Genomic DNA, 21,129 nt, shown 5'->3' on the forward strand with positions numbered 1-21,129 from the left:
CCCGGACCCGCTGCGCGCCGGCGATCAGGGCGATGTTCTTCAGGGGCTGGCCGAAATGTTTGGCCATATGTGCCGACCAATCGACGCGGAAGCCCATGTTGGCAGGCTGGAAGGGGGCCAGTGCCACACCCTGCGCGGCCAACAAAGGCGCCCAAGCACCGTCCGAGCCCAGCCGCGCCCAGCTGGCGCCGCCCAGCGCCAGCACGGTCGCTTTCGGCGTGACGGTGACGGGCCCCTCCGGCGTGTCGAACCCGGCGCCGGTCCAGCGCCAGCGGGTCCGCAGGTCGAGGCCCCGGGCGCCCAGATCCATCAGCCAGGCGCGCAGCAGGGGCGAGCCCTTCATCGCCCTAGGAAAGACCCGGCCGGTGGAGCCGGTGAAGACCTCCTGCCCATAGCCGCGCATCCAGTCCTGCACCTCGGCGGGACCGAAGCCCGTGAGCATCGGGCGCAGCCAGTCGGCGGCCTCGGCATAGGCGGAGAGGAACGCCTCGAAACCCTCCTCTCTGGTGATGTTGAGGCCCGACTTGCCCGCCATCAGCAGCTTCCGCGCGGGCGAGGGCTTGGCCTCGGCCAGCAGCACGGAACATCCGGCAGACAGCAAGCGGTCGGCGGCCATCAGCCCGGCGGGACCGGCGCCGATGACCAAAGCGTCAGGATTCATACCGTTTCCAGATCGCCGCCTCGCCCATCCCGGCCACGAAAGCGGCATGGGCGGCGGCCTCGGCCTCGGTCAGGCGCGAGGGCAGGGGGGTCGGACGCGGCCGGGCCCGCCAGGCGGTGTCCACGGGACCGGCATTGCGGCCGCCGCCGCTGCTGGCCAGTCCGAAATCGGGCTGACGGCCGCCCATCAGCTCCAGATAGACCTCGGCCAGGATTTCGGAGTCGAGGAGCGCGCCGTGCTTGGTCCGGGCCGAGTTGTCGATCCCGAACCGGCGGCAGAGCGCATCGAGCGAGGCGGGCGAACCCGGGTATTTGCGCCGGGCGATGGCCAGCGTATCGACCACCTGGACCTTCAGCCGGGGAAGGCCCGCGCGCTCCAGCTCGAAATTCAGGAATTTCATGTCGAAGGCGGCGTTGTGGATCACCAGCGTCGCGCCATCGACGAACTCGACGAAAGCCCGCGCCACCTCGGCAAATTTCGGCTGCGGCCGCAGGAAGTCCTCGGACAGCCCGTGCACGTTGAACGCCTCTTCGGGCATGTCGCGCTCGGGGTTGATGTATTGGTGATAGTTCCGGCCGGTCGGCATGTGATTGAACAGCTCGACCCCGCCGATCTCGACCAGACGGTGGCCTTCGGAGGGCTCGAAGCCCGTGGTTTCGGTGTCGAGGACGATTTCACGCATCAGGTCGGGTTCCGGTCAACTGGCCGATCAAGTCGAACACGGCGGCGCGGGTCTGATCAAGACTCAGCGTCTCGATGACATGATTGGCGCGGGCGCGTTTCTCGGCATCGGGCATCTGCTTGGACAGGATGGTCTGGAAATGCGCCTCTGTCATGCCGGGACGGGCGAGGACCCGGGCGCGCTGCACCTCGGCCGGGGCGGAGACGACGAGGGTGCGGTCGACATAACGCTCGCCGCCGGCCTCGAACAACAGGGGCACGTCGACCACGACGAGGGGCTTGTCCGCATGCGCGGCGATGAAATCGGCGCGGGACTGGCCGACGAGGGGGTGAACCACGCCCTCGATCCGCTTGAGCGCGCTGGCGTCGGCGGCGATCCAGTCGCGCAGCGCGGCACGGTCGATGGCGCCGTCCTTGACCGCCGCGGGGTGCAGCGCGCCGATGGGGGCGACGGCGGCGCCACCCTTGGCATAGAGGTCATGCACCGCGGCATCGGCATCCCAGACCGGCACCCCGGCTTCGCGAAAGAAGCCGGTGGTGGTGGACTTGCCCATGCCGATGGAGCCGGTGAGGCCGAGGATCAGGCTCATCCCAGAACCGCCCGGCGCAGATCGGCGTCCACCTCGGGCCGGACGCCGAACCAGCGCTCGAACCCCGGCGCGGCCTGATGCAGCAGCATGCCCAGCCCGTCGATGCAGGGATTGCCGCGGGCCCGGGCGGCGGCCAGCAGCGGCGTCTCCAGCGGCGCATAGACCAGATCGGTGACGATCGCCGCCGGCGGCAGCGCGTCCAGCGGCAGGTCCAGCGGCGGGTTGCCGGTCATCCCCATGGCGGTGCCGTTGATCAGCGTGTCGCAGCCGTCCAGCATGGCAGCGCGGTCCTGCCAATCGACCACGGTCAGGATGTCGCCGAAATCGCCGGTCAGCTCCTCGGCCCTTGCCTGCGTGCGGTTGGTCAGGCGGATTTCAGTCGCGCCCTGGTCCATCAGCGCCACGATCACCGCGCGCGAGGCCCCACCCGCGCCGATCAGCGCCACCGTCTTCGGCGCCCAACCGGGCTGCGCATCGAGGATGTTCTGGGTGAAGCCGTAGGCGTCGGTGTTGTCGGCCTCGATCCCCGTCTCGGTGAAGAGAAGCGTGTTCGCGGCGCCGATCCGGTCGGCGAGGGGCGTCACGCAGTCGGCCAAGGCCAGCGCGTCATGCTTGTGCGGGATGGTGACATTGAGGCCGACGAAGCCCAGTTTCGGCAAGAGGCGCAGCGTGTCGCGCAGATCCTCCGGCCGGACATGCAGTGGGATGTAATGCCCCTCGATCCCGTAGCGGGCCAGCCAATGGCCGTGCAGGCGGGGCGAGCGGCTGTGCGCGATGGGATCGCCGATGACCCCGGCCAGGCGAAGGGGCGCTTTCATCCGTCGATGTCCTTGCGCTGGGTGAGGATGGCGAGGAGTTCCAGCAGCGGCAGGCCCTGCACGCTGAACAGATCGCCCTCGATCTTCTGGAACAGGCGGATGCCCGGCCCCTCGATCTGGTAGCAGCCGACGCAATGGCGGATGTCGTCCCAATACCGGGCGACATAGGCGTCGCGGTAGGCGTCGGAGAAATCGCGCATGGTCAGCCGGGGCGTCGCGACATGGCGCCAGACCGGCTCGCCCCCCGCATAGAGGACGGCGGCGGTGTGCAGGCGATGGGTCTTGCCGCGCAACGCGGTCAGCTGGGCGTTGGCGTCCTCGGGCGAGGCGGGCTTGGCATAGAGCTGCCCCTCGCATTCGAGGATCTGGTCACAGCCCAGCACCAGCGCGGCAGGGTCGCAGGCGGCGATCTTCAACGCCTTATGCTCGGCCAGCGCGTCGGCGAGGTCATGGGCACTCGCCCCCTCGGCCAGCAGCGACTCGCGCAGATTTTCCTCATCGATTCGGGCTGGACGGACCTCAATCTCCAGTCCCGCGCTCCGCAAAAGCGTGGCGCGGATCGTCGAGGCGGACGCGAGGATGAGGATAGACATGGGGATAAGTCTGTGCGGCGGCCGGGGGCGAAACGGGGGTAAGACGGGCGTTGGCGGTGTGATCGCCGGTTACCCCCGTCCGTGTCAAGGCGCCGGGGCCGGTTCTCCACACGGGAGAAGTGCGGTGCACAGGGTGTGAACGGTTTGTGACGCCGGGCGGAGGTGCAGACGTGAAATTCCGGTTTCCTACCTTGAATCAGCAACTTGGGTCCATGACAGCGCGCTGACGCACCGTCCCTCGCCTGTGGATGATTTCGGGGGCAAACGAGGAATTCCGCTTATCCCCAGGCCTTACTACATCATCATCCTTCTTTCATTCTTTCTTTAATTTAAGTGGTCCCGTGGCACCGGCTTGCCCCACCAGACCCCGCCTGATTGACTTGACCGGGGATTTCGCCTAGATCCGGGGTCGAAGCGGGGCCGTCCGGTACCCGTGTTTCCCGATGACATTTGCGAAGAATGGATGCCGAGCCCGGATGCGGGGGGGCCTCCTGGAGGGCTGACCATGGCCGAAGACCGTCTGAACCTGTCCGATCTCAAAGCGCAGACCCCTGCCGCGCTGCTGGCGCTGGCCGAGGAGCTGGAGATCGAGAACGCCCCCTCGATGCGCAAGGGCGAGATGATGTTCTCGATCCTGAAGGAGCGTGCCGAGGATGGCTGGGAAATCGGCGGCGATGGCGTGCTGGAGGTCCTGCAGGACGGTTTCGGTTTCCTGCGCTCGACCGAGGCGAACTATCTGCCGGGTCCTGACGACATCTATGTCTCGCCCGAGATGATCCGCCAATTCTCGCTGCGTACCGGCGACACGATCGAGGGCGTCATTGTCGCCCCCGGCGAGAATGAGAAGTATTTCGCCCTGACCCGGGTCACGCGGATCAACTTCGACGATCCCGAAAAGGCCCGCCACAAGGTCCATTTCGACAACCTGACGCCGCTTTACCCGGATGAGCGGCTGAAGATGGAAATCGAGGATCCGACGATCAAGGACCGGTCGGCCCGGATCATCGACATCGTGGCGCCCCTGGGCAAGGGCCAGCGGGCGCTGATCGTGGCCCCGCCGCGCACGGGTAAGACCGTGCTGATGCAGAACATCGCGCATTCCATCGCGTCCAATCACCCGGAATGCTATCTGATCGTGCTGCTGATCGACGAACGGCCCGAGGAAGTGACCGACATGCAGCGCTCGGTGAAGGGCGAGGTCGTTTCCTCGACCTTCGACGAACCGGCGACGCGGCACGTGGCGGTGGCCGAGATGGTCATCGAAAAGGCCAAGCGACTGGTCGAGCACAAGCGCGACGTGGTGATCCTGCTCGACTCGATCACCCGTCTGGGCCGGGCCTTCAACACCGTGGTGCCGTCCTCGGGCAAGGTGCTGACCGGCGGTGTGGATGCCAACGCCCTGCAACGGCCGAAGCGCTTCTTCGGCGCGGCGCGGAACATCGAAGAGGGCGGTTCGCTGACCATCATCGCCACCGCGCTGATCGACACCGGCTCGCGCATGGACGAGGTGATCTTCGAGGAATTCAAGGGCACGGGTAACAGCGAGATCGTGCTGGACCGCAAGGTCGCCGACAAGCGCGTCTTCCCGGCGATGGACATCCTGAAGTCCGGGACCCGGAAGGAAGAGCTGCTGGTCGACCGCAACAACCTGCAGAAGACCTTCGTGCTGCGCCGCATCCTGAACCCGATGGGGACCACGGATGCCATCGAATTCCTGATTTCCAAGCTGAAACAGACCAAGACCAACGGCGAATTCTTCGAATCGATGAACTCGTAAGGTCCGGGCGATGGACACGATCGTCGCCCTGGCCTCGGCGCAGGGGCGCGCCGGTGTTGCCATCGTCCGGGTCTCGGGCCCCCGCGCCTGGGAGGTCTGCGCCGCGCTTGCGGGCTTCGTGCCGCCGGTGCGCGAGGCGCGTCTGGCCCGGTTGCGCGATGCCTCGGGCGGGCTGATCGACAGCGGGCTGGTGCTGTGCTTCGCCGAGGGCGCGAGTTTCACCGGCGAGAAGGTCTGCGAATTCCAGGTGCATGGCAGCATTGCCGTGGTGGGGGCCCTGCTGCGCGCCTGTCTGGCCTGCGAGGGGGTGCGGGCGGCCGAGGCCGGGGAATTCACCCGGCGGGCCTTCCTGGGCGGCCGCATGGACCTGACCGAGGTCGAGGCGCTGGCCGATCTGATCGACGCCGAGACCGAGGTGCAACGGCGCCAGGCGCTGACGGTGATGGAGGGATCGGCGGCGCGGGTGATCGAGGGCTGGCGCGAGGATCTGCTGCAATCGCTGGCGATGCTGGAAGCGGCGCTCGATTTCGCCGATGAGGAATTGCCGCCGGATCTGACCGGCCATGTGATGGCGCCCCTGCTGCGGGTTCGCGACAGCCTGGGGGCGCAGATCGCCGGGCGCAAGGCCTCGGAAGCGGTGCGCAGCGGGTTCGCCGTCGCCATCGTCGGTCCGGTCAACGCCGGAAAATCCACGCTTCTCAATGCCTTGGCAGGTCGGGAAGCGGCGATTACCTCGTCCCGCGCCGGGACGACCCGCGATGTGATCGAGGTGCGGATGGAGATCGCCGGGCTGGCCGTGACGCTGATCGACACCGCCGGGCTGCGCGAGGCCGAGGACGAGATCGAGCGGCTGGGGATCGAGCGGGGACGTGCCCGGGCGGCCGCCGCGGACCTCAGGGTCTATCTGCTGGGCGCCCCGGGCGAGCTGGCTGAAGGCGTTGAGCCCGAGGATATCGTCCTGCTGTCCAAGGCGGATCTCTGGGGGCAGCCGGGGATTTCCGCCGCGACCGGGGAGGGGATCGGCGTGCTGATCGACCGGATCGCCGGGGTGTTGCGGCAGCGGATCGCCCATTCCTCGGTCTTCACCCGCGAGCGGCATTTCGACAAGCTGGCGCGCGCGGCCCAGGGGGTTGATGCGGCGATTGCGGGCCTGTCGGGCGGACTCGGCTGGGACCTGGTCGGGGAAGATGTGAAGGCGGCGATCCGCGCATTGGATGGCATCATCGGGCGGGTCGATGTAGAAGATGTGCTCGGACGAATCTTTTCGTCCTTCTGCATCGGGAAATGAGGCTCGTTTCACGTGAAACATTTCGACGTTATCGTGGTGGGCGGCGGGCACGCCGGGCTTGAGGCAGCGCTGGCCGCGGCCCGTCGGGGTGCGCGCACGGCCTTGGTGACGTTCCGGCGCAGCGATCTGGGGGTGATGTCCTGCAACCCGGCGATCGGGGGCATCGGCAAAGGCCATCTGGTGCGAGAGATTGACGCGCTGGACGGGATGATGGGTCTGGCGGCAGATCATGCCGGGATCCAGTACCGGCTGCTGAACAGGTCGCGCGGTCCGGCGGTGCAGGGACCCAGGGTTCAGGCAGACCGGCGCCGCTATGCCGATTTCGCGCAGCGCTATGTTGCGCGGCAGGAGCGGTTGACTGTCCTCGAGGGTGAGGTCGTCGATTTCCGCATGGACGGCGCGCGCGTTGCCGGCGTGCTGCTGGCGGACGGCGTGGCATTGTCGGCGCGGGCGGTTGTCCTGACCACGGGCACCTTCCTGCGGGGCGAGATCCATATCGGCACCGAGCGCCTGTCGGCGGGACGCCGCGGCGCGGAAGCGGCGGACCGTCTGGGTACGCGATTGCGCGAGATGGCGACCGGCATCGGCCGCTTGAAAACCGGGACGCCGGCGCGGCTGGATGGGCGGAGCATCGACTGGGACCGGGTGGGCCGGCAGGAGGGTGACGCAGATCCGGTGATGATGTCCTTCCTCAACCGAACGCCCGAGGCCCGGCAGATTGCTTGCGGCGTGACCGAGACCAACCCGCGGACCCACGAGATCATCGAGCGGAACCTGCATCTGTCGGCCATGCGCTCGGGCAATATCACCGGGGTTGGGCCGCGCTATTGCCCCTCGGTCGAGGACAAGGTGACGCGCTTCGCCGACAAGGACTCCCATAACGTGTTCCTGGAACCTGAGGGGCTGGACGACGACACGATCTATCCGAACGGCATTTCGACCTCGCTGCCGCGCGAGGTGCAGGAAGCGTTTCTGCGTTCCATCGTCGGGCTCGAGAATGTCGGGATCCTGCATTTCGGCTATGCCATCGAATACGATTATCTGGACCCCCGAGGTCTGACGCGCGGCCTGGAAGTGCAGGCGATGCCCGGCCTGTTCCTCGCCGGTCAGATCAACGGAACGACCGGGTATGAGGAGGCCGGGGCGCAGGGACTGCTGGCCGGGGCGAATGCCGCGGCGGCTGCGCTGGGGGCGGAGCCGCTGACGCTGTCGCGCTTTGACAGCTACATTGGCGTCATGATTGACGATCTGGTGACGCGCGGGGTCAGCGAACCCTATCGGATGTTCACCTCGCGCGCGGAATATCGTCTGACGCTGCGGGCAGACAACGCGGACCAGCGGTTGACGCAGAGGGGGGCAGCGCTTAGCCTGGTTTCTGATGCCCGGAAGGCCGCGTTCGAGGAGAAACTCGAGCGGATGGCGGCGACGTCCCAGACGCTCGACGCCGAAGCGGCCACTGCCTCTGACCTGGAGTCGCTCGGGATTGTTGTGCCGAAGGATGGACAGCGGCGCAGTTGGCGCTTCGTTGCTGGGCACCTTCTAGGGTTGCATGGCCATGTCGAGGGTGTGACGTATCACTTCCCTGACTTGCGGGTGGATGACGTGACGCAGGTCGCGCGCGAAACCTTCTACGAGCCCTATGTCGCCCGGCAGGCGCGCGAAGCGGAACAGCTGCAGCGCGAGGGCGGCGTGGCGATTCCGGGGGACCTCGATTTCTCCAGAATTTCGTCTCTTTCCAACGAGCTGAGGCTGAAGTTGTCCGCCCAACGGCCAGCCACCCTGGGCGAGGCCGGGCGCATCGAAGGGATGACTCCCGCTGCCTTGACAGCGATTCTCGCTCATCTCAAAGTGTTGCAGCAGGCCTCGCGTGTCGCGATCGGCTGACCTTGAGCACGCGCTCGGCCGGAGTGTTTCACGTGAAACACTGGAGAGGTTGAAGGCCTTCGACGCCGCTCTGCTGAAGTGGTCCAGTGCGATCAATCTGATCGCCAAGGCCACCTACGCCGAGAGTTGGTCCCGCCATATTCTCGACTCGGTGCAGCTATACCCTCTGGCCCGACCCGACTTCCGGCATTGGGCCGATCTTGGGGCAGGGGGCGGCCTGCCCGGTCTGGTCATCGCCTGCTTGGCGGCCGAGGAGAACCCGGGTGCCCTGATCACGCTTGTCGAATCCGACGCGCGCAAGGCTGCCTTTCTGGCGACGACGGGGCGGCAACTGGGGCTGAATGTCAAAGTTCTGCGAGCGCGGATCGAAAAGGCCCCGCCGCTGGGCGCCGACATCCTTTCTGCCCGGGCCCTGGCTGCCCTGCCATTGCTCTTGTCCTACGCCCACCGACACCTCGATCCGGAAGGCACGGCGCTGCTGCCAAAGGGTCGAAACGCTCCGCAGGAGGTTGAAGATGCCAGGCAATCGTGGCACTTCGATCTGGAGATAACTCCCAGCCGCGCCGATCCCGACGGGGCGATCCTGGTCCTTCGAAACCTGCGGCCCTTGGACGGAATCCGATGAAAACCATCGCTATCGCCAACCAGAAGGGCGGCGTCGCCAAAACGACGACGGCCATCAACCTAGCCGCCAGCCTGGCCGAGCTTGGCCGCAAAGTGCTTGTCGTGGACATGGATCCGCAGGGCAACGCCTCGACCGGCTTCGGAGTCGGGCTCGAGCAGCGGCGGCTGACGATCTATGACCTGTTGCTGGGCGATGCCGACCCTCGGGCGGTGGTGATGGACACCGGGACCGAGAATGTCCGCCTGATCCCCTCGACGACCGAGCTGTCGTCGTCGGACGTCCAGCTCTATAACGTCAACAAGCGCAGCTTCCTGTTGCGCGATGCGCTGGCGAGCCCCTCACTGGCCGATCTGGGCCTCGATTACGTGCTGATCGACTGCCCGCCGTCGCTGAACCTGCTGACGGTCAACGCTCTGGTCGCGGCGCATTCGGTCCTCATCCCGCTGCAGAGCGAGTTCTTCGCCCTCGAGGGCCTGTCGCAGCTGATGCTGACGATCCGCGAGATTCGTCAGACTGCCAATCCGGCGCTCAGGGTCGAGGGTGTACTGCTGACCATGCATGACCAGCGCAACAACCTGTCGCAGCAGGTGGAGCGCGACGCGCGCGAAACCCTTGGGGCGCTGGTCTATCAGACGGTCATCCCGCGCAACGTCCGTCTCAGCGAGGCGCCGTCCTTCGCGGTCCCGGTTCTGGCCTATGATCCGACGTCGAAAGGATCCCAGGCCTACCGCGCCTTTTCGCGCGAGTTTCTGAAGAATAACAACGATCTGCGTGAGGATGCCTGAGATGAGCGAACGAAAGCCCGAACGTCGTGGCCTGGGTCGCGGCCTGTCGGCCCTGATGGCGGATATCGGTGTCGACGCCGGTGTCAACGACCCCGTCGCCACGCCGGACCCTCGCCGCAACGGCCTGGAGGTCTTGCCGATCGAGGCGATTCGCGCCAATCCGGACCAGCCTCGCCGCAAGTTCGATGAACGGGCGCTGAATGAACTGGCGGAATCGATCCGAACCAAGGGGATCGTGCAGCCGCTGGTCGTCCGCCCTCTGGCCGAGGCTGGGAGCTATGAGATCGTCGCCGGGGAACGCCGGTGGCGGGCGGCTCAGCTGGCGCAACTGGCCAGCGTACCGGTGCTGGTTCGGGATTTCGACGATCAGGAAGTCCTGGAAGTCGCGATCATCGAGAACATCCAGCGCGAAGGCCTCAACGCCATCGAAGAGGCGGCCGGCTATCGGCAGCTGATCGACAAGTTCGGCCATACTCAGGAGAAGGTCGCCGAAGCGCTCGGCAAGAGCCGCAGCCATATCGCCAACCTGCTGCGTCTGCTGAACCTGCCGCAGGATGTGCAGAACATGGTCGTCGCCGGGACCATCAGCGCGGGGCACGCCCGGGCGCTGGTGACGGCCGAGGATCCGGTGGCGCTGGCGTTGAAGGTCGCGGGCGAGGGGCTTTCGGTGCGGGAGACCGAGGATCTGGCGCGTCGCGTTTCGACCAAGCCGCTGCCGGGCGGGCCCCGCGCCGCACGTCAGAAGGACGCCGATACAAGGGCGTTGGAAGAGGACCTCTCGGCCAATCTGGGCATGAGCGTGGTCATTGACCACCGTGCGGGCGGCGAGGGGCAGGTGACGATCCGCTATCAGTCGCTCGACCAGCTCGACCAGCTCTGCCAGCTGCTGTCCTCGGTTCGCTAAGGCTCAGAGCAGGGCGCGCAGCACGCTGTTGAGCAGTGGACGGCCGGCGTCGGTGGTGCCGATTCGACCCTCGGCTTGCCAGATCAGGCCCATCTCCAACAGATCCTGCAGGGCAGCCTCCGGCAGGGAGCTGCCTGCCAGCGCGGTGTAGCGCGCGAGATCGATGCCCTCGCGCAGCCGCATCCCCATCATCAGCATCTCGGCCGAGGCTTCGGTCCCGGTTAGGATGTCCTCGGTGACGGAAGGTAGGCCTTGCGTGACTGACGTCAGCCAGGGGGTAGGGGCCCGCAGGGCTTCGGTGGCGCGTCTGGCGCCGCCCTCCGTCACCCGGCCATGGGCGCCGGGCCCGATGCCGACATAATCGCCATAGCGCCAATAGACCTGATTATGGCGCGATTCCATGCCTGTTTCGGCATGGTTAGAGACTTCATAGGCCGGAAGTCCTGCGTCTCCACACAGCTCTTGCGTCATCGACCAGAGGTCGGCGCCGCGGTCCTCGCTGGGTAGGCCCGGCAATTTGCCCAGTGAATAGCGGTCGCCAAAGGCAGTGCCTTCCTCGATCGTCAGCTGGTAGAGCGACAAATGGCGAGGGTTCAGCGACAGAGCGTCCGTCAGTTCCTTGCGCCAGTGTTCCTGAGTCTGGAATTGCCGGGCATAGATAAGGTCCAGGCTGGTCCGGTCGAAAACTGCATTGGCGACATCCCAAGCCTTCAAGGCCTCGGCAGCGCTGTGGCGCCGTCCCAGTAGCCGCAGCGCCTCGTCGTCCAGCGATTGCACGCCCAGCGAGACGCGATTGACCCCGGCATCGGCAAAGGCCTGGAACTTGCCGCGTTCGACGGAGGTCGGGTTGGCCTCCAGCGTGATCTCGATGTCGTTGGAGGGTAGCCAGACACTGCGCGCCGTGTCGATCACCGCCGCCACCGTCTCCGGGTCCATCAGCGAGGGTGTGCCACCGCCGAAGAAGATCGAGGTCAGCACGCGCCCCGGGGTTCGCTCGGCCCAGCGCTTGATCTCGGACACATAGGCCCGACGCCAATCCTCGTGCGAAATGCTCTGCGACACATGGCTGTTGAAGTCGCAATAGGGGCATTTGGAGGCGCAGAACGGCCAATGCACGTAGAGCGCGAAGCCGCCGTTCCGCCAATCCTCGGGCCCGGAATGTTTCACGTGAAACGAGCCTTGACGAGCGCCGCCAATGCCCGCGCCCGGTGCGACAGCGCATTCTTCTCCTCCGCCATCATTTCGGCGAAGGTCCGCGTTTCGCCCTCCGGCACGAACATGGGATCGTAGCCATGGCCGAGCGCGCCCCGGATCGGCCAGACCAGATGTCCGCGGACCGCGCCTTCATAGACCTCATCCCGCCCATCCGGCCAGGCCAGCACCAGGGTGGAGCGGAACTCCGCCCCCCAGGGCTGCGGTGCATCGCCCAAAGCGGCGCGGGTCCGCTCCATGGCGCGCAGGAAATCCCGGCCGCCCGGGCCTTCGGCCCAATCGGCGGTCCGAACGCCCGGATCGCCGCCCAAAGCGTCGACGCAGAGGCCGGAATCGTCGGCCAAAGCCACCAACCCGGTCGCCTTCGCCGCCGCATGCGCCTTGATCCGGGCATTGCCGACGAAAGTGTCCTCGGTTTCCTCGGGCTCGGGCAAGGTCAGCTCCTTGGCCGAGACCACGCGCACCCCATAGCGCGCCAGCATCTGCTGCATCTCCTCGACCTTGCCCGCGTTATGCGTGGCAAAGAGCAGAACCTCGCCCAGCCCGCCGGTCACAGGACTGCCTTCTGCGCCGCGACCAGCTCGCCCACGCCCTTCTCGGCCAGGGTCAGCAGCTGATCCATCTGCGACCGGGCAAAGACCGTGCCTTCGCCCGACATCTGCACCTCGATCAGCCGACCGTCGCCCAGCATGACGAAATTGCCATCAACCCCGGCCGCGCTGTCCTCGTCGTAATCGAGGTCCAGGACCGGCTGGCCGGCATAAATGCCACAGGACACCGCCGCCACATGGCCGATCATCGGGTCCGAGACGATCTGCCCGGCCTTCATCAGCTTGTCCACCGCCAGACGCAGCGCCACCCAGGCGCCGGTGATCGAGGCGCAGCGCGTGCCGCCATCGGCCTGGATCACGTCGCAATCGATGACGATCTGCCGTTCGCCCAGCGCCGAGCGATCCACGCCAGCGCGCAGGGCCCGACCGATAAGCCGTTGAATCTCAACAGTTCTTCCGCCCTGCTTGCCGGTTGCGGCCTCGCGCCGGTTGCGGGTGTTGGTGGCGCGGGGCAGCATGCCGTATTCGGCGGTGACCCAGCCCAGCCCGGTGTTCTTCAGGAAAGGCGGCGTGCGATCCTCGACCGAGGCAGTGCACAGCACATGCGTGTTGCCCACCTTGATCAGGCACGAGCCCTCGGCATGCCGCATCACGCCGGTTTCGATTGAAACCACCCGCATTTCATCTAGTTTCCTACCCGATGGGCGCATGACATGATCCTTTCCTGCTGCGGCTCTCAGATACGGGCGGGCGCCCCGCCTTGCAACCGGATTGACGGGCTGCCGCGCCCCTGGACCTGCCGAAACCTGACCGACATGAGCGCAGAAAACAAAGCCTTCAACGATCTGAACGACCGCGCGCGCGAGGTCTTCCGCCGTGTGGTCGACAGCTACCTCCATACCGGGGCCCCGGTCGGCTCGCGGACCATCACCCGCGATTTCCACGAACGCCTGTCCCCGGCGACGATCCGCAACGTGATGCAGGATCTGGAATACATGGGGCTTCTGGAAAGCCCGCATGTCTCGGCCGGGCGGGTGCCGACCCAGCAGGGGCTGCGGCTTTTCGTCGATGCGCTCCTTGAGGTCGATCCCGTCACCGCCACCGACCGCGAGAGGCTGGAGGCCACGCGCCAGTCGAACGACCGCGATGTGACGGCGATGCTGGACCGGGTCGGCAATGCGCTGTCCGGGATCACCCGCGGCGCCTCGCTGGTGCTGGCGCCGAAGCATGAGGCGGCGATCAAGCATATCGAATTCGTCCCCATCTCGAACGACCGGGCGCTGGTGGTGCTGGTTTTTGCCGATGGCCATGTCGAGAACCGCGTCTTCACCCCGCCGCCCGGCCTGATGCCCGCGGCGCTGCGCGAGGCGGTCAATTTCATCAATGCCTTCGCCGCCGGTCTCACCCTCACCGGTCTTCGTGGTCGCCTGAGGACCGAAATCACCGCCCGGCGGCAGGAGATCGACTCGCTGGCCACCGACCTCATCACCCGCGGCATGGCGCTGTGGGAGAACGAGGGCGAGCGTCACGAACGGCTGATCGTGCGGGGCAGGGCGAACCTGCTGGAACAGGCCGATGCCGACAGCCTGCAACGGATCCGCGAGCTTTTTGACGACCTCGAACGCAAACGCGACATTGCCGAGGTGCTGGAACACACCGAACGCGGCGAGGGGGTGCGCATTTTCATCGGCGCGGAAAACAAACTCTTTTCTTTGACGGGTTCCACTCTGGTGGTTTCTCCATATATGAACGCCGACAGCAAGATCGTCGGTGCGGTCGGGGTGATTGGCCCGACCCGGCTCAACTACGGCCGCATCGTCCCGATCGTGGATTACACCGCCCAGCTCGTCGGCCGCATGCTGACCGATCTGGGTTCCGATTGAGACGAGGATTCTATGGCTGAACCCCAGGAAAAGCCGGTCGACGAAACGACCGCCGCCCCGAACGAACAGGGCGACCCCACCCCCGATCTGGACGCGATCCACGCGGCCTTCGAGGTCGAACGCGCCGAGATGCGCGACCGTCTGATGCGCTCGCTGGCCGATCTGGAGAATATCCGCAAGCGGGCCGAGAAGGACCGGCGCGAGGCGGCGATCTATGGCGGGCAGAAGCTCGCCCGCGACATGCTCTCGGTCTATGACAACCTGAACCGGGCGCTGGCGCTGATGGACGACAGCCTGCGCGAGCAGCAGAAGGGCCTGGCTGAGGGGCTGGACCTGACGCTGCGCGATCTGGGCAACATCTTCCAGCGCCACGGGATCGAACTGGTCGCGCCGCAGATCGGCGATCAATTCGACCCGCATTTCCACGAGGCAATGTTCGAGGCTCCGGTGCCCGGCACCAAGGCCGGTCAGATCATCCAGGTGATCTCAGAAGGCTTCCGCCTGCACGAGCATCTGCTGCGTCCGGCGCAGGTCGGCGTCAGCTCGACGCCCGGCTGATTGCGGTACGGTGGGATGAAATCCCACCCTACAGCGCCAGACACCCGTAGGGTGGGGTTTCACCCCACCCTTTTTCACGCCCCGGTTCCAACCGCCCGTAGGGTGCGTGCTTGCACGCACCATCCGGCCTCACGTCTCCAACATATCCCGCAGCTCATACAGCAGCATCAGCGCCTCGCGCGGGGTCAGCGCGTCGGGATGCACGCCGCGCAGCCTCTCCTCCACCGCCGAGACCTTCGGCGCCTCGACCCGCCGCACCGGGGCAGGGGGGGCCATGGCGAAAAGCGGCAGGTCGTCGATCAGCGCCTTGGCGCCCTTCTGCCCGCTGTCGCCCTGTTCCAGAAGCCCCAGAACCTCGCGCGCCCGGGCGATCACCGCATCCGGCAGACCGGCCAGCCGCGCCACCTGCACGCCATAGGAGCGGTCCGCCGCGCCCTTGATCACCTCGTGCAGGAAGACCACCTCGCCCTCCCATTCGCGGACGGCGACGGTGGCGTTCTCCACCCCCTCCAGCTTGTCGGCCAGACCCACCATCTCGTGGTAATGCGTGGCGAACAGCGCCCGGCAGCGGTTGACGCTGTGCAGATGTTCCAGCACCGCCCAGGCGATCGACAGACCGTCATAGGTCGCCGTCCCGCGCCCGATCTCGTCGAGGATGACAAAGGCCCGCGGTCCCGCCTGGTTCACGATGGCGGCGGTTTCCACCATCTCGACCATGAAGGTCGACCGCCCCCGCGCCAGATCGTCCGAGGCGCCGACCCGGCTGAACACCTGTTCCACCAGCCCGATCCGGGCGGAGCGTGCCGGGACATAGCCGCCTGCCTGCGCCAGAATGGCGATCAGCGCGTTCTGCCTGAGGAAGGTCGATTTACCCGCCATGTTGGGCCCGGTGACCAGCCAGATCGCCGCGCCTTTCTCGCCCGGTTCCAGGTCCAGCGAATTGGCGACGAAGGGCTGGCCGGTCCGGGCCAGCGCCGCCTCCACCACCGGATGGCGCCCGGCCTCGACCTCGAAGGCGCGGCTGTCGTCGACCACGGGCCGCGCCCAATCCCGCACCCGGGCCAGTTCCGCGAAACCGGCGGTCACGTCGACCTCGGCCAGCGCCCGCGCCGCGCCGTGGATCGCCGCGGCCGAGTCCAGCACTGCGGCCTTCAGCTCGCCAAAGATCCGCAGTTCGATCTCCAGCGCCCGGGCGCCCGCGTTCAGGATCTTCGTCTCCATCTCGGACAGGGGCACGGTGGTGAAGCGCACCTGATTGGCCGTCGTTTGCCGGTGCTTGAACACCTCGTTCAGCGGCGCCGAGAGCATCTTCTCGGCATGGGTCGCCGTCGTCTCGATGAAATAGCCCAGCACGTTGTTGTGCTTGATCTTCAGCGAGGGGATGCCGGTCTCGGCGATGTATTCCGCCTGCATCCGGGCGATGACCCCGCGCCCCTCGTCGCGCAACTCCCGCGCCGCGTCCAGATCGGGGTCAACGCCGCTGGCGATGAACCCCCCGTCGCGGGCCAGCAACGGCGGTTCCTCGACCAGCGCGTGGGACAGCAGGTCGGCGATCTCGTCATGACCGACCAGCGCGCGGCGGGCCGTGACCAGCGCCTCGGGCAGGTCGTCGGCCATGAGCCCGGCCAGAACCCCCGCTTGCGCCAGCCCCGCCCGCAGCATCGCCAGATCGCGCGGACCGCCCCGGTCCAGCGCCAGCCGTGACAGCGCCCGGTCGATATCGGGCACCACCCGCAAGGCCGCCCGCAGATCGCCGCGCAGCAGGTCATCGCCGACCAGCGCCGACACCGCCTCCAGCCGCGCCCGGATCACCGCCAGATCGCAGGAGGGCGCCGCGATCCGCCGTTCCAGCAGCCGCGCGCCGCCCGAGGTCACGCTCATGTCGATGGCCGCCAGCAGCGAGCCCTCGCGCCCGCCAGCCAGTGCCGAGGTCAGTTCCAGATTGCGCCGGGTCGCGCCGTCGATCTGCATCGCGGCGCCCGCATTCTCGCGCACCGGCGGGCGCAGCAGGGGCATCCGGCCCTTCTGCGTCAGGTCGAGGTAATCGACCAGCGCCCCCAGCGCCGAAACCTCAGCCCGGCCGAAGGTGCCGAACCCGTCCAGCGTCTGCACCCCGAACAGCGCACACAGCCGCTTGCCCCCGGCGGCGCTGTCAAACGACCCCCGCCCGCGTTCCGCCAGCGCCATCCCCATGTCGGCGGCCAGATCGCGCAGCCCCTCGGCCAGATCCTCGGGCACCACCATCTCGCGCGCGCCCAGCCGGGACAGCTCGGGCGCCAGCCGGGCGCCGGTGCAGGGCATGACCCGCAGCTCGCCGGTCGAGATATCGGCCCAGGCCAGCGCCGCCTCGCCGCGGATATCGGCCCAGCAGGCCAGGTAATTGTGCCGCCTTGGCTCCAGCAGCGCATCCTCGGTCAGCGTGCCGGGCGTGACCAGCCGCACCACGTCGCGCTTCACCACCGATTTGGAGCCGCGCTTCTTGGCCTCGGCCGGGTCCTCCATCTGCTCGGCGATGGCGACGCGGAAACCCTTGCGGATCAGCGTCAGCAGATAGCCCTCGGCGGCATGGACCGGGACGCCGCACATCGGGATTTCCTCGCCCAGATGCAGGCCACGCTTGGTCAGCGCGATGTCCAGCGCCGCCGCCGCCGCCACCGCGTCGTCAAAGAACATCTCGTAGAAATCGCCCATCCGGTAGAACAGCAGCGCATCGGCGTGCCGGCCCTTGATTTCCAGATATTGCGCCATCATCGGCGTGACGCCGGCAGCCGCCTCGCTCACATCCTGCTCCTTGATTTTCGCGCGACCCTACAAAACCGCTAACCCCGGGAAAACCCCGATTCCCGCGTTGTTCGGCGCCATCCGAGGCGCTAGACAAGGCGCAACGGAGGAGGCCCCATGTCCCGCAAGTCCCGTACCACGCCCGAAGAGGCGTTGCGCTATCACTTCGAGCCCGTGCCGGGCAAATACGAGATCCAGGCATCGAAGCCGATGGCCACCCAGCGCGACCTCTCGCTGGCCTATTCCCCGGGCGTCGCGGTCCCGGTCGAGGCGATCGCACGGGACCCGGGGCTGGCCTATGACTATACCGTCAAGGGCAACATGGTCGCGGTGATTTCCAACGGCACGGCGATCCTGGGCCTCGGCAATCTGGGCGCGCTGGCCTCGAAACCGGTGATGGAGGGCAAGGCGGTGCTGTTCAAGCGCTTCGCCGACGTCAACGCCATCGACATCGAACTGGCGACCGAAGACGCGGACGAGATCATCAAGGCCGTGCACCTGATGTCGCCCACCTTCGGCGGCATCAACCTTGAGGACATCAAGGCCCCCGAGTGTTTCATCATCGAGAGCCGCCTCAAGGAGCTCTGCGATATTCCGGTGTTCCACGACGATCAGCACGGCACGGCGGTGATCTGCGCCGCCGGCCTGATCAACGCGCTGGAGATCTCGGGCAAGAAGATCGAGGATTGCAAGGTCGTGCTGAACGGCGCCGGGGCCGCCGGGATCGCCTGTCTGGAACTCATCAAGTCGATGGGCGCCAAGCACGACAATTGCATCATGTGCGACACCAAGGGCGTGATCTGGCAGGGCCGCACCGAGGGCATGAACCAGTGGAAGTCCGCGCATGCCGTGGTGACGGATGCCCGCACGCTGGAAGAGGCCATGGTCGGCGCCGATGTGTTCCTGGGCGTCTCCGCCAAGGGCGCGGTCACGGCCGAGATGGTTGCCAGCATGGCGGACAATCCGGTCATCTTCGCCATGGCCAACCCCGACCCCGAGATCACGCCGGAAGAGGCGCAGGCCGTCCGCCCCGACGCCATCGTCGCCACCGGCCGCTCGGATTACCCCAACCAGGTCAACAACGTCCTGGGCTTCCCTTACCTCTTCCGCGGCGCGCTGGATATCCACGCCCGCGCCATCAACGACGAGATGAAGATCGCCTGCGCGCGGGCGCTGGCCGAACTCGCGCGTGAGGATGTGCCGGACGAGGTGGCGATGGCCTATGGCCGCAAGCTCAGCTTCGGCCGTGACTATATCATCCCGACGCCCTTCGACCCGCGGCTGATCTATACGATCCCGCCCGCGGTGGCGAAGGCCGGGATGGACACCGGCGTCGCCCGCCGTCTGATCATCGACATGGAGGGCTACAAGCACAACCTCCGCTCGCGGATGGATCCGACCGCCTCGATCCAGCAGAGCCTCTTTGCCCGCGCCCGGCAGGCCCAGAGCCGCATGATCTTTGCCGAAGGGGATGACGAGCGCGTCCTGCGCGCCGCCGTCGCCTATCAGCGCGCCGGGCTGGGCAAGTCGTTGGTCGTGGGCCAGGACGATGACGTGAAACGCCGGCTGGAGGCCGCGGGCCTGGGCGACGCGGTGCGCGAGCTGACGGTGGTCAACGCGGCCAATACAAGGCACCTCGATACCTACAAGAACTTCCTCTACCAGCGGCTGCAGCGCAAAGGCTTCGACCAGCGCGACGTGCACCGCATGGCCACCCGCGACCGGCATATCTTCTCGGCGCTGATGCTGCAGCATGGCCATGGCGATGCGCTGGTCACCGGCGCCACGCGGAAATCGGCGCTGGTCATGGACATGATCAACCATGTCTTTGACGCAAGGGCGCAGGACGGGGCGGTCGGCGTCACGGCATTGCTGCACAAGGGCAAGATCGTGCTGATCGCCGACACCCTGGTCCATGAATGGCCCGAGGAAGAGGATCTGGCCGATATCGCCGTCCGCGCGGCGGGCGTCGCGCGCGCCCTGGGGATGGAGCCTCGCGTCGCCTTCGTCAGCTTCTCGACCTTCGGCTATCCGATCTCGGAACGCGCCCACAAGATGCACCTCGCCCCCGATGTGCTGGAGGCCCGCGGCGTCGATTTCGAATACGAGGGCGAGATGACCGTGGACGTCGCCTTGAACCCCAAGGCGGCCGAGGCCTATCCTTTCTCGCGCCTCTCCAAACCGGCCAATATCCTGGTGGTGCCCGCGCGGCATTCGGCCTCGATCTCGGTCAAGCTGATGCAGGAGATGGCGGGCGCCACGGTGATCGGTCCGATCCTGACCGGCGTGCCGAAGCCGATCCAGATCCTGTCCACCGGCGCCACCGTCAACGACATCATGAACATGGCGGTGATGGCGGCCTGCCGGGTGGGGATCGCCGGAAAATGAGCGTCTATTGCCTGGGCTCGATCAACATTGATCACGTCTACCGGCTGCCGGCCCTTCCGCTGGCCGGTGAGACGGCCTCAGCCCGGGCCTATCAGCCGGGTCTGGGGGGCAAGGGCATCAACCAGTCGATCGCCGCGCTGCGGGCCGGGGCGCGGGTCGTGCATATCGGCGCGGTGGGGCAGGGCGATGGCTGGATCGCCGCCGCGCTGGCCGAGCATGGCATCGGCATGGACAGCATCCGCGCCGTGGCCGAGCCGACCGGCCACGCCATCGTTGCCGTCGATGACCGGGGCGAGAACCAGATCATCATTTATTCCGGCGCCAATCAGGCGCAGGATCCCGCCCTGATCGAGGCCACGCTTTCGGGTGCCCGGCGTGGCGATATCCTGCTGCTGCAGAACGAAACCTCGCATCAGGTCGAGGCCGCGGCGTTGGCCCGGGCCCGCGGGATGCGCGTCTTCTATTCCGCCGCGCCCTTCGCGCTGGAGCCGCTGCTGGCTGTCCTGCCGCATGTGACGCATCTGCTGGTCAACGCCGGCGAGGCCCGGGCGCTGGTCGAGGCCACCGGCGTTGCGCTGGCCGATCAGCCGGTCGAGGCGGTGATCGTCACCCGCGGCGCCGAAGGGGCGGAGTGGATTTCCGCAGGGGCAGAGCCGCTTTTCGTCCCCGCGCTGCGCGTCACGCCGGTCGACACCACCGGCGCCGGGGATTGCTTCGCGGGCTCGCTCGCCGCGGCGCTGGACCGGGGCGAGGGGGTCGAGGCCGCGATGCGCTACGCCGCCGCCGCCGCCGCCCTGCAGGTGACGCGGCCCGGTGCCGCCGCCGCCATGCCCGAGCGGGCCGAGGTCGAGGCGCTGCTCGCGCGCTGACCGCTCTCGGAATCGCCCCGAGGCCGCCATATTTTCGCCCCCGTTAAGAGTTCCTTCATGGATCAGGATCATTCTGGGTCCATTCGGAAGGATTTGGCGATGAACACACGGGCAGAGACCGATATTGCGCTCCTGGCATCCCCCCCGCGCTCCAGCGCGTTGCCTGCGGGTGCTGGTATCCTGCTCGCCATGGTCCTGGGCGGCCTCATGTGGGTCGGCCTCTTCGCCCTCCTGACCTGACGACCTCGTAAGCAGCACTCCCAAAGCGAACGGGCCGCCCC

At 67.1% G+C, this 21,129-nt stretch carries 20 protein-coding genes; 11 read left to right on the plus strand and 9 right to left on the minus strand.

Annotated elements, in window-relative coordinates:
* The 5 genes from VDQ18_RS14980 to VDQ18_RS15000 all read right to left on the minus strand — a co-directional run.
* On the minus strand, window positions 1–661 hold a 661-nt coding region (locus VDQ18_RS14980), incomplete at its 3' end, for a TIGR03862 family flavoprotein (RefSeq protein WP_323021721.1).
* Window positions 651–1,343, minus strand: coding sequence for a DNA polymerase III subunit epsilon (dnaQ, locus tag VDQ18_RS14985; RefSeq protein ID WP_323021722.1), 693 nt, complete (start codon window positions 1,341–1,343; stop codon window positions 651–653). The genes VDQ18_RS14980 and dnaQ, both read right to left, overlap by 11 nt.
* Window positions 1,336–1,932 (minus strand): dephospho-CoA kinase, encoded by a 597-nt coding sequence (coaE, locus tag VDQ18_RS14990; RefSeq protein WP_323021723.1) that lies wholly within the window; start codon window positions 1,930–1,932, stop codon window positions 1,336–1,338. The genes dnaQ and coaE overlap by 8 nt, the downstream gene beginning before the upstream one ends.
* Window positions 1,929–2,750, minus strand: coding sequence for a shikimate dehydrogenase (locus VDQ18_RS14995; protein ID WP_323021724.1), 822 nt, complete (start codon window positions 2,748–2,750; stop codon window positions 1,929–1,931). The genes coaE and VDQ18_RS14995 overlap by 4 nt, the downstream gene beginning before the upstream one ends.
* Window positions 2,747–3,343 carry a nucleoside triphosphate pyrophosphatase gene (locus VDQ18_RS15000; protein ID WP_323021725.1) on the minus strand — a complete coding sequence of 199 codons (597 nt, stop codon included), beginning with the start codon at window positions 3,341–3,343 and terminating at the stop codon, window positions 2,747–2,749. The genes VDQ18_RS14995 and VDQ18_RS15000 overlap by 4 nt, the downstream gene beginning before the upstream one ends.
* 505 nt (window positions 3,344–3,848) lie before the next feature.
* On the opposite strand from VDQ18_RS15000, the gene rho reads away from it, so the two are divergent.
* From rho to VDQ18_RS15030, 6 genes are read left to right on the plus strand one after another with little or no spacing between them, the layout of a single operon-like run.
* A complete protein-coding gene (gene rho / locus VDQ18_RS15005) occupies window positions 3,849–5,120 on the plus strand; it encodes a transcription termination factor Rho (protein ID WP_323021726.1) in 1,272 nt (423 codons plus the stop codon).
* Window positions 5,121–5,130: 10 nt separating this feature from the next.
* Complete coding sequence (gene mnmE, locus VDQ18_RS15010; protein ID WP_323021727.1) at window positions 5,131–6,408, plus strand: tRNA uridine-5-carboxymethylaminomethyl(34) synthesis GTPase MnmE; 1,278 nt, start codon at window positions 5,131–5,133, stop codon at window positions 6,406–6,408.
* Between the two features lie 12 nt (window positions 6,409–6,420).
* Window positions 6,421–8,292: a tRNA uridine-5-carboxymethylaminomethyl(34) synthesis enzyme MnmG gene (mnmG, locus tag VDQ18_RS15015; RefSeq protein WP_323021728.1), complete on the plus strand. Its 1,872-nt coding sequence runs from the start codon at window positions 6,421–6,423 to the stop codon at window positions 8,290–8,292.
* A 49-nt stretch (window positions 8,293–8,341) separates the two neighbouring features.
* Complete coding sequence (gene rsmG / locus VDQ18_RS15020) at window positions 8,342–8,917, plus strand: 16S rRNA (guanine(527)-N(7))-methyltransferase RsmG (RefSeq protein WP_323021729.1); 576 nt, start codon at window positions 8,342–8,344, stop codon at window positions 8,915–8,917.
* Window positions 8,914–9,702 (plus strand): AAA family ATPase, encoded by a 789-nt coding sequence (locus tag VDQ18_RS15025; protein WP_323021730.1) that lies wholly within the window; start codon window positions 8,914–8,916, stop codon window positions 9,700–9,702. The genes rsmG and VDQ18_RS15025 overlap by 4 nt, the downstream gene beginning before the upstream one ends.
* A 1-nt stretch (window position 9,703) precedes the next feature.
* Entirely contained in the window at window positions 9,704–10,606 is a 903-nt protein-coding gene (locus VDQ18_RS15030; RefSeq protein ID WP_323021731.1) for a ParB/RepB/Spo0J family partition protein, read from the plus strand.
* Window positions 10,607–10,609: 3 nt separating this feature from the next.
* Here VDQ18_RS15030 and hemW read toward each other — a convergent pair whose 3' ends face one another.
* From hemW to rph, 3 genes are read right to left on the minus strand one after another with little or no spacing between them, the layout of a single operon-like run.
* Complete coding sequence (gene hemW, locus VDQ18_RS15035; RefSeq protein WP_323021732.1) at window positions 10,610–11,773, minus strand: radical SAM family heme chaperone HemW; 1,164 nt, start codon at window positions 11,771–11,773, stop codon at window positions 10,610–10,612.
* Window positions 11,770–12,372, minus strand: coding sequence for an RdgB/HAM1 family non-canonical purine NTP pyrophosphatase (gene rdgB, locus VDQ18_RS15040; RefSeq protein WP_323021733.1), 603 nt, complete (start codon window positions 12,370–12,372; stop codon window positions 11,770–11,772). The genes hemW and rdgB overlap by 4 nt, the downstream gene beginning before the upstream one ends.
* Window positions 12,369–13,079: a ribonuclease PH gene (gene rph, locus VDQ18_RS15045; RefSeq protein WP_323021734.1), complete on the minus strand. Its 711-nt coding sequence runs from the start codon at window positions 13,077–13,079 to the stop codon at window positions 12,369–12,371. Before rph ends, rdgB begins: the two co-directional genes overlap by 4 nt.
* 105 nt (window positions 13,080–13,184) lie before the next feature.
* Between rph and hrcA the strand changes: the two genes are divergently transcribed.
* Window positions 13,185–14,252, plus strand: a complete 1,068-nt coding sequence (hrcA, locus tag VDQ18_RS15050; RefSeq protein WP_107754318.1) for a heat-inducible transcriptional repressor HrcA — start codon at window positions 13,185–13,187, stop codon at window positions 14,250–14,252.
* Between the two features lie 12 nt (window positions 14,253–14,264).
* Window positions 14,265–14,810, plus strand: a complete 546-nt coding sequence (locus VDQ18_RS15055) for a nucleotide exchange factor GrpE (protein ID WP_323021735.1) — start codon at window positions 14,265–14,267, stop codon at window positions 14,808–14,810.
* A gap of 129 nt (window positions 14,811–14,939) precedes the next feature.
* On the opposite strand, the gene mutS is transcribed toward VDQ18_RS15055, so the two are convergent.
* Window positions 14,940–17,561: a DNA mismatch repair protein MutS gene (gene mutS, locus VDQ18_RS15060; protein ID WP_323021739.1), complete on the minus strand. Its 2,622-nt coding sequence runs from the start codon at window positions 17,559–17,561 to the stop codon at window positions 14,940–14,942.
* Between the two features lie 147 nt (window positions 17,562–17,708).
* Between mutS and VDQ18_RS15065 the strand changes: the two genes are divergently transcribed.
* The 3 genes from VDQ18_RS15065 (at window position 17,709) to VDQ18_RS15075 (ending at window position 21,088) form a co-directional block, all read left to right on the plus strand.
* The gene (locus VDQ18_RS15065) at window positions 17,709–19,979 is read left to right on the plus strand and encodes an NADP-dependent malic enzyme (protein ID WP_323021736.1); all 2,271 of its coding nucleotides are present in this window, start codon (window positions 17,709–17,711) and stop codon (window positions 19,977–19,979) included.
* Window positions 19,976–20,848 (plus strand): ribokinase, encoded by an 873-nt coding sequence (locus tag VDQ18_RS15070; protein ID WP_323021737.1) that lies wholly within the window; start codon window positions 19,976–19,978, stop codon window positions 20,846–20,848. The genes VDQ18_RS15065 and VDQ18_RS15070 overlap by 4 nt, the downstream gene beginning before the upstream one ends.
* 99 nt (window positions 20,849–20,947) lie before the next feature.
* On the plus strand, window positions 20,948–21,088 hold the full coding sequence (locus VDQ18_RS15075) for a hypothetical protein (RefSeq protein ID WP_323021738.1): 141 nt from the start codon (window positions 20,948–20,950) through the stop codon (window positions 21,086–21,088).
* The last annotated feature ends 41 nt before the right edge of the window (window positions 21,089–21,129 follow it).

This window comes from Pararhodobacter sp. (genome assembly GCF_034676075.1).
GTDB lineage: Bacteria > Pseudomonadota > Alphaproteobacteria > Rhodobacterales > Rhodobacteraceae > Pararhodobacter.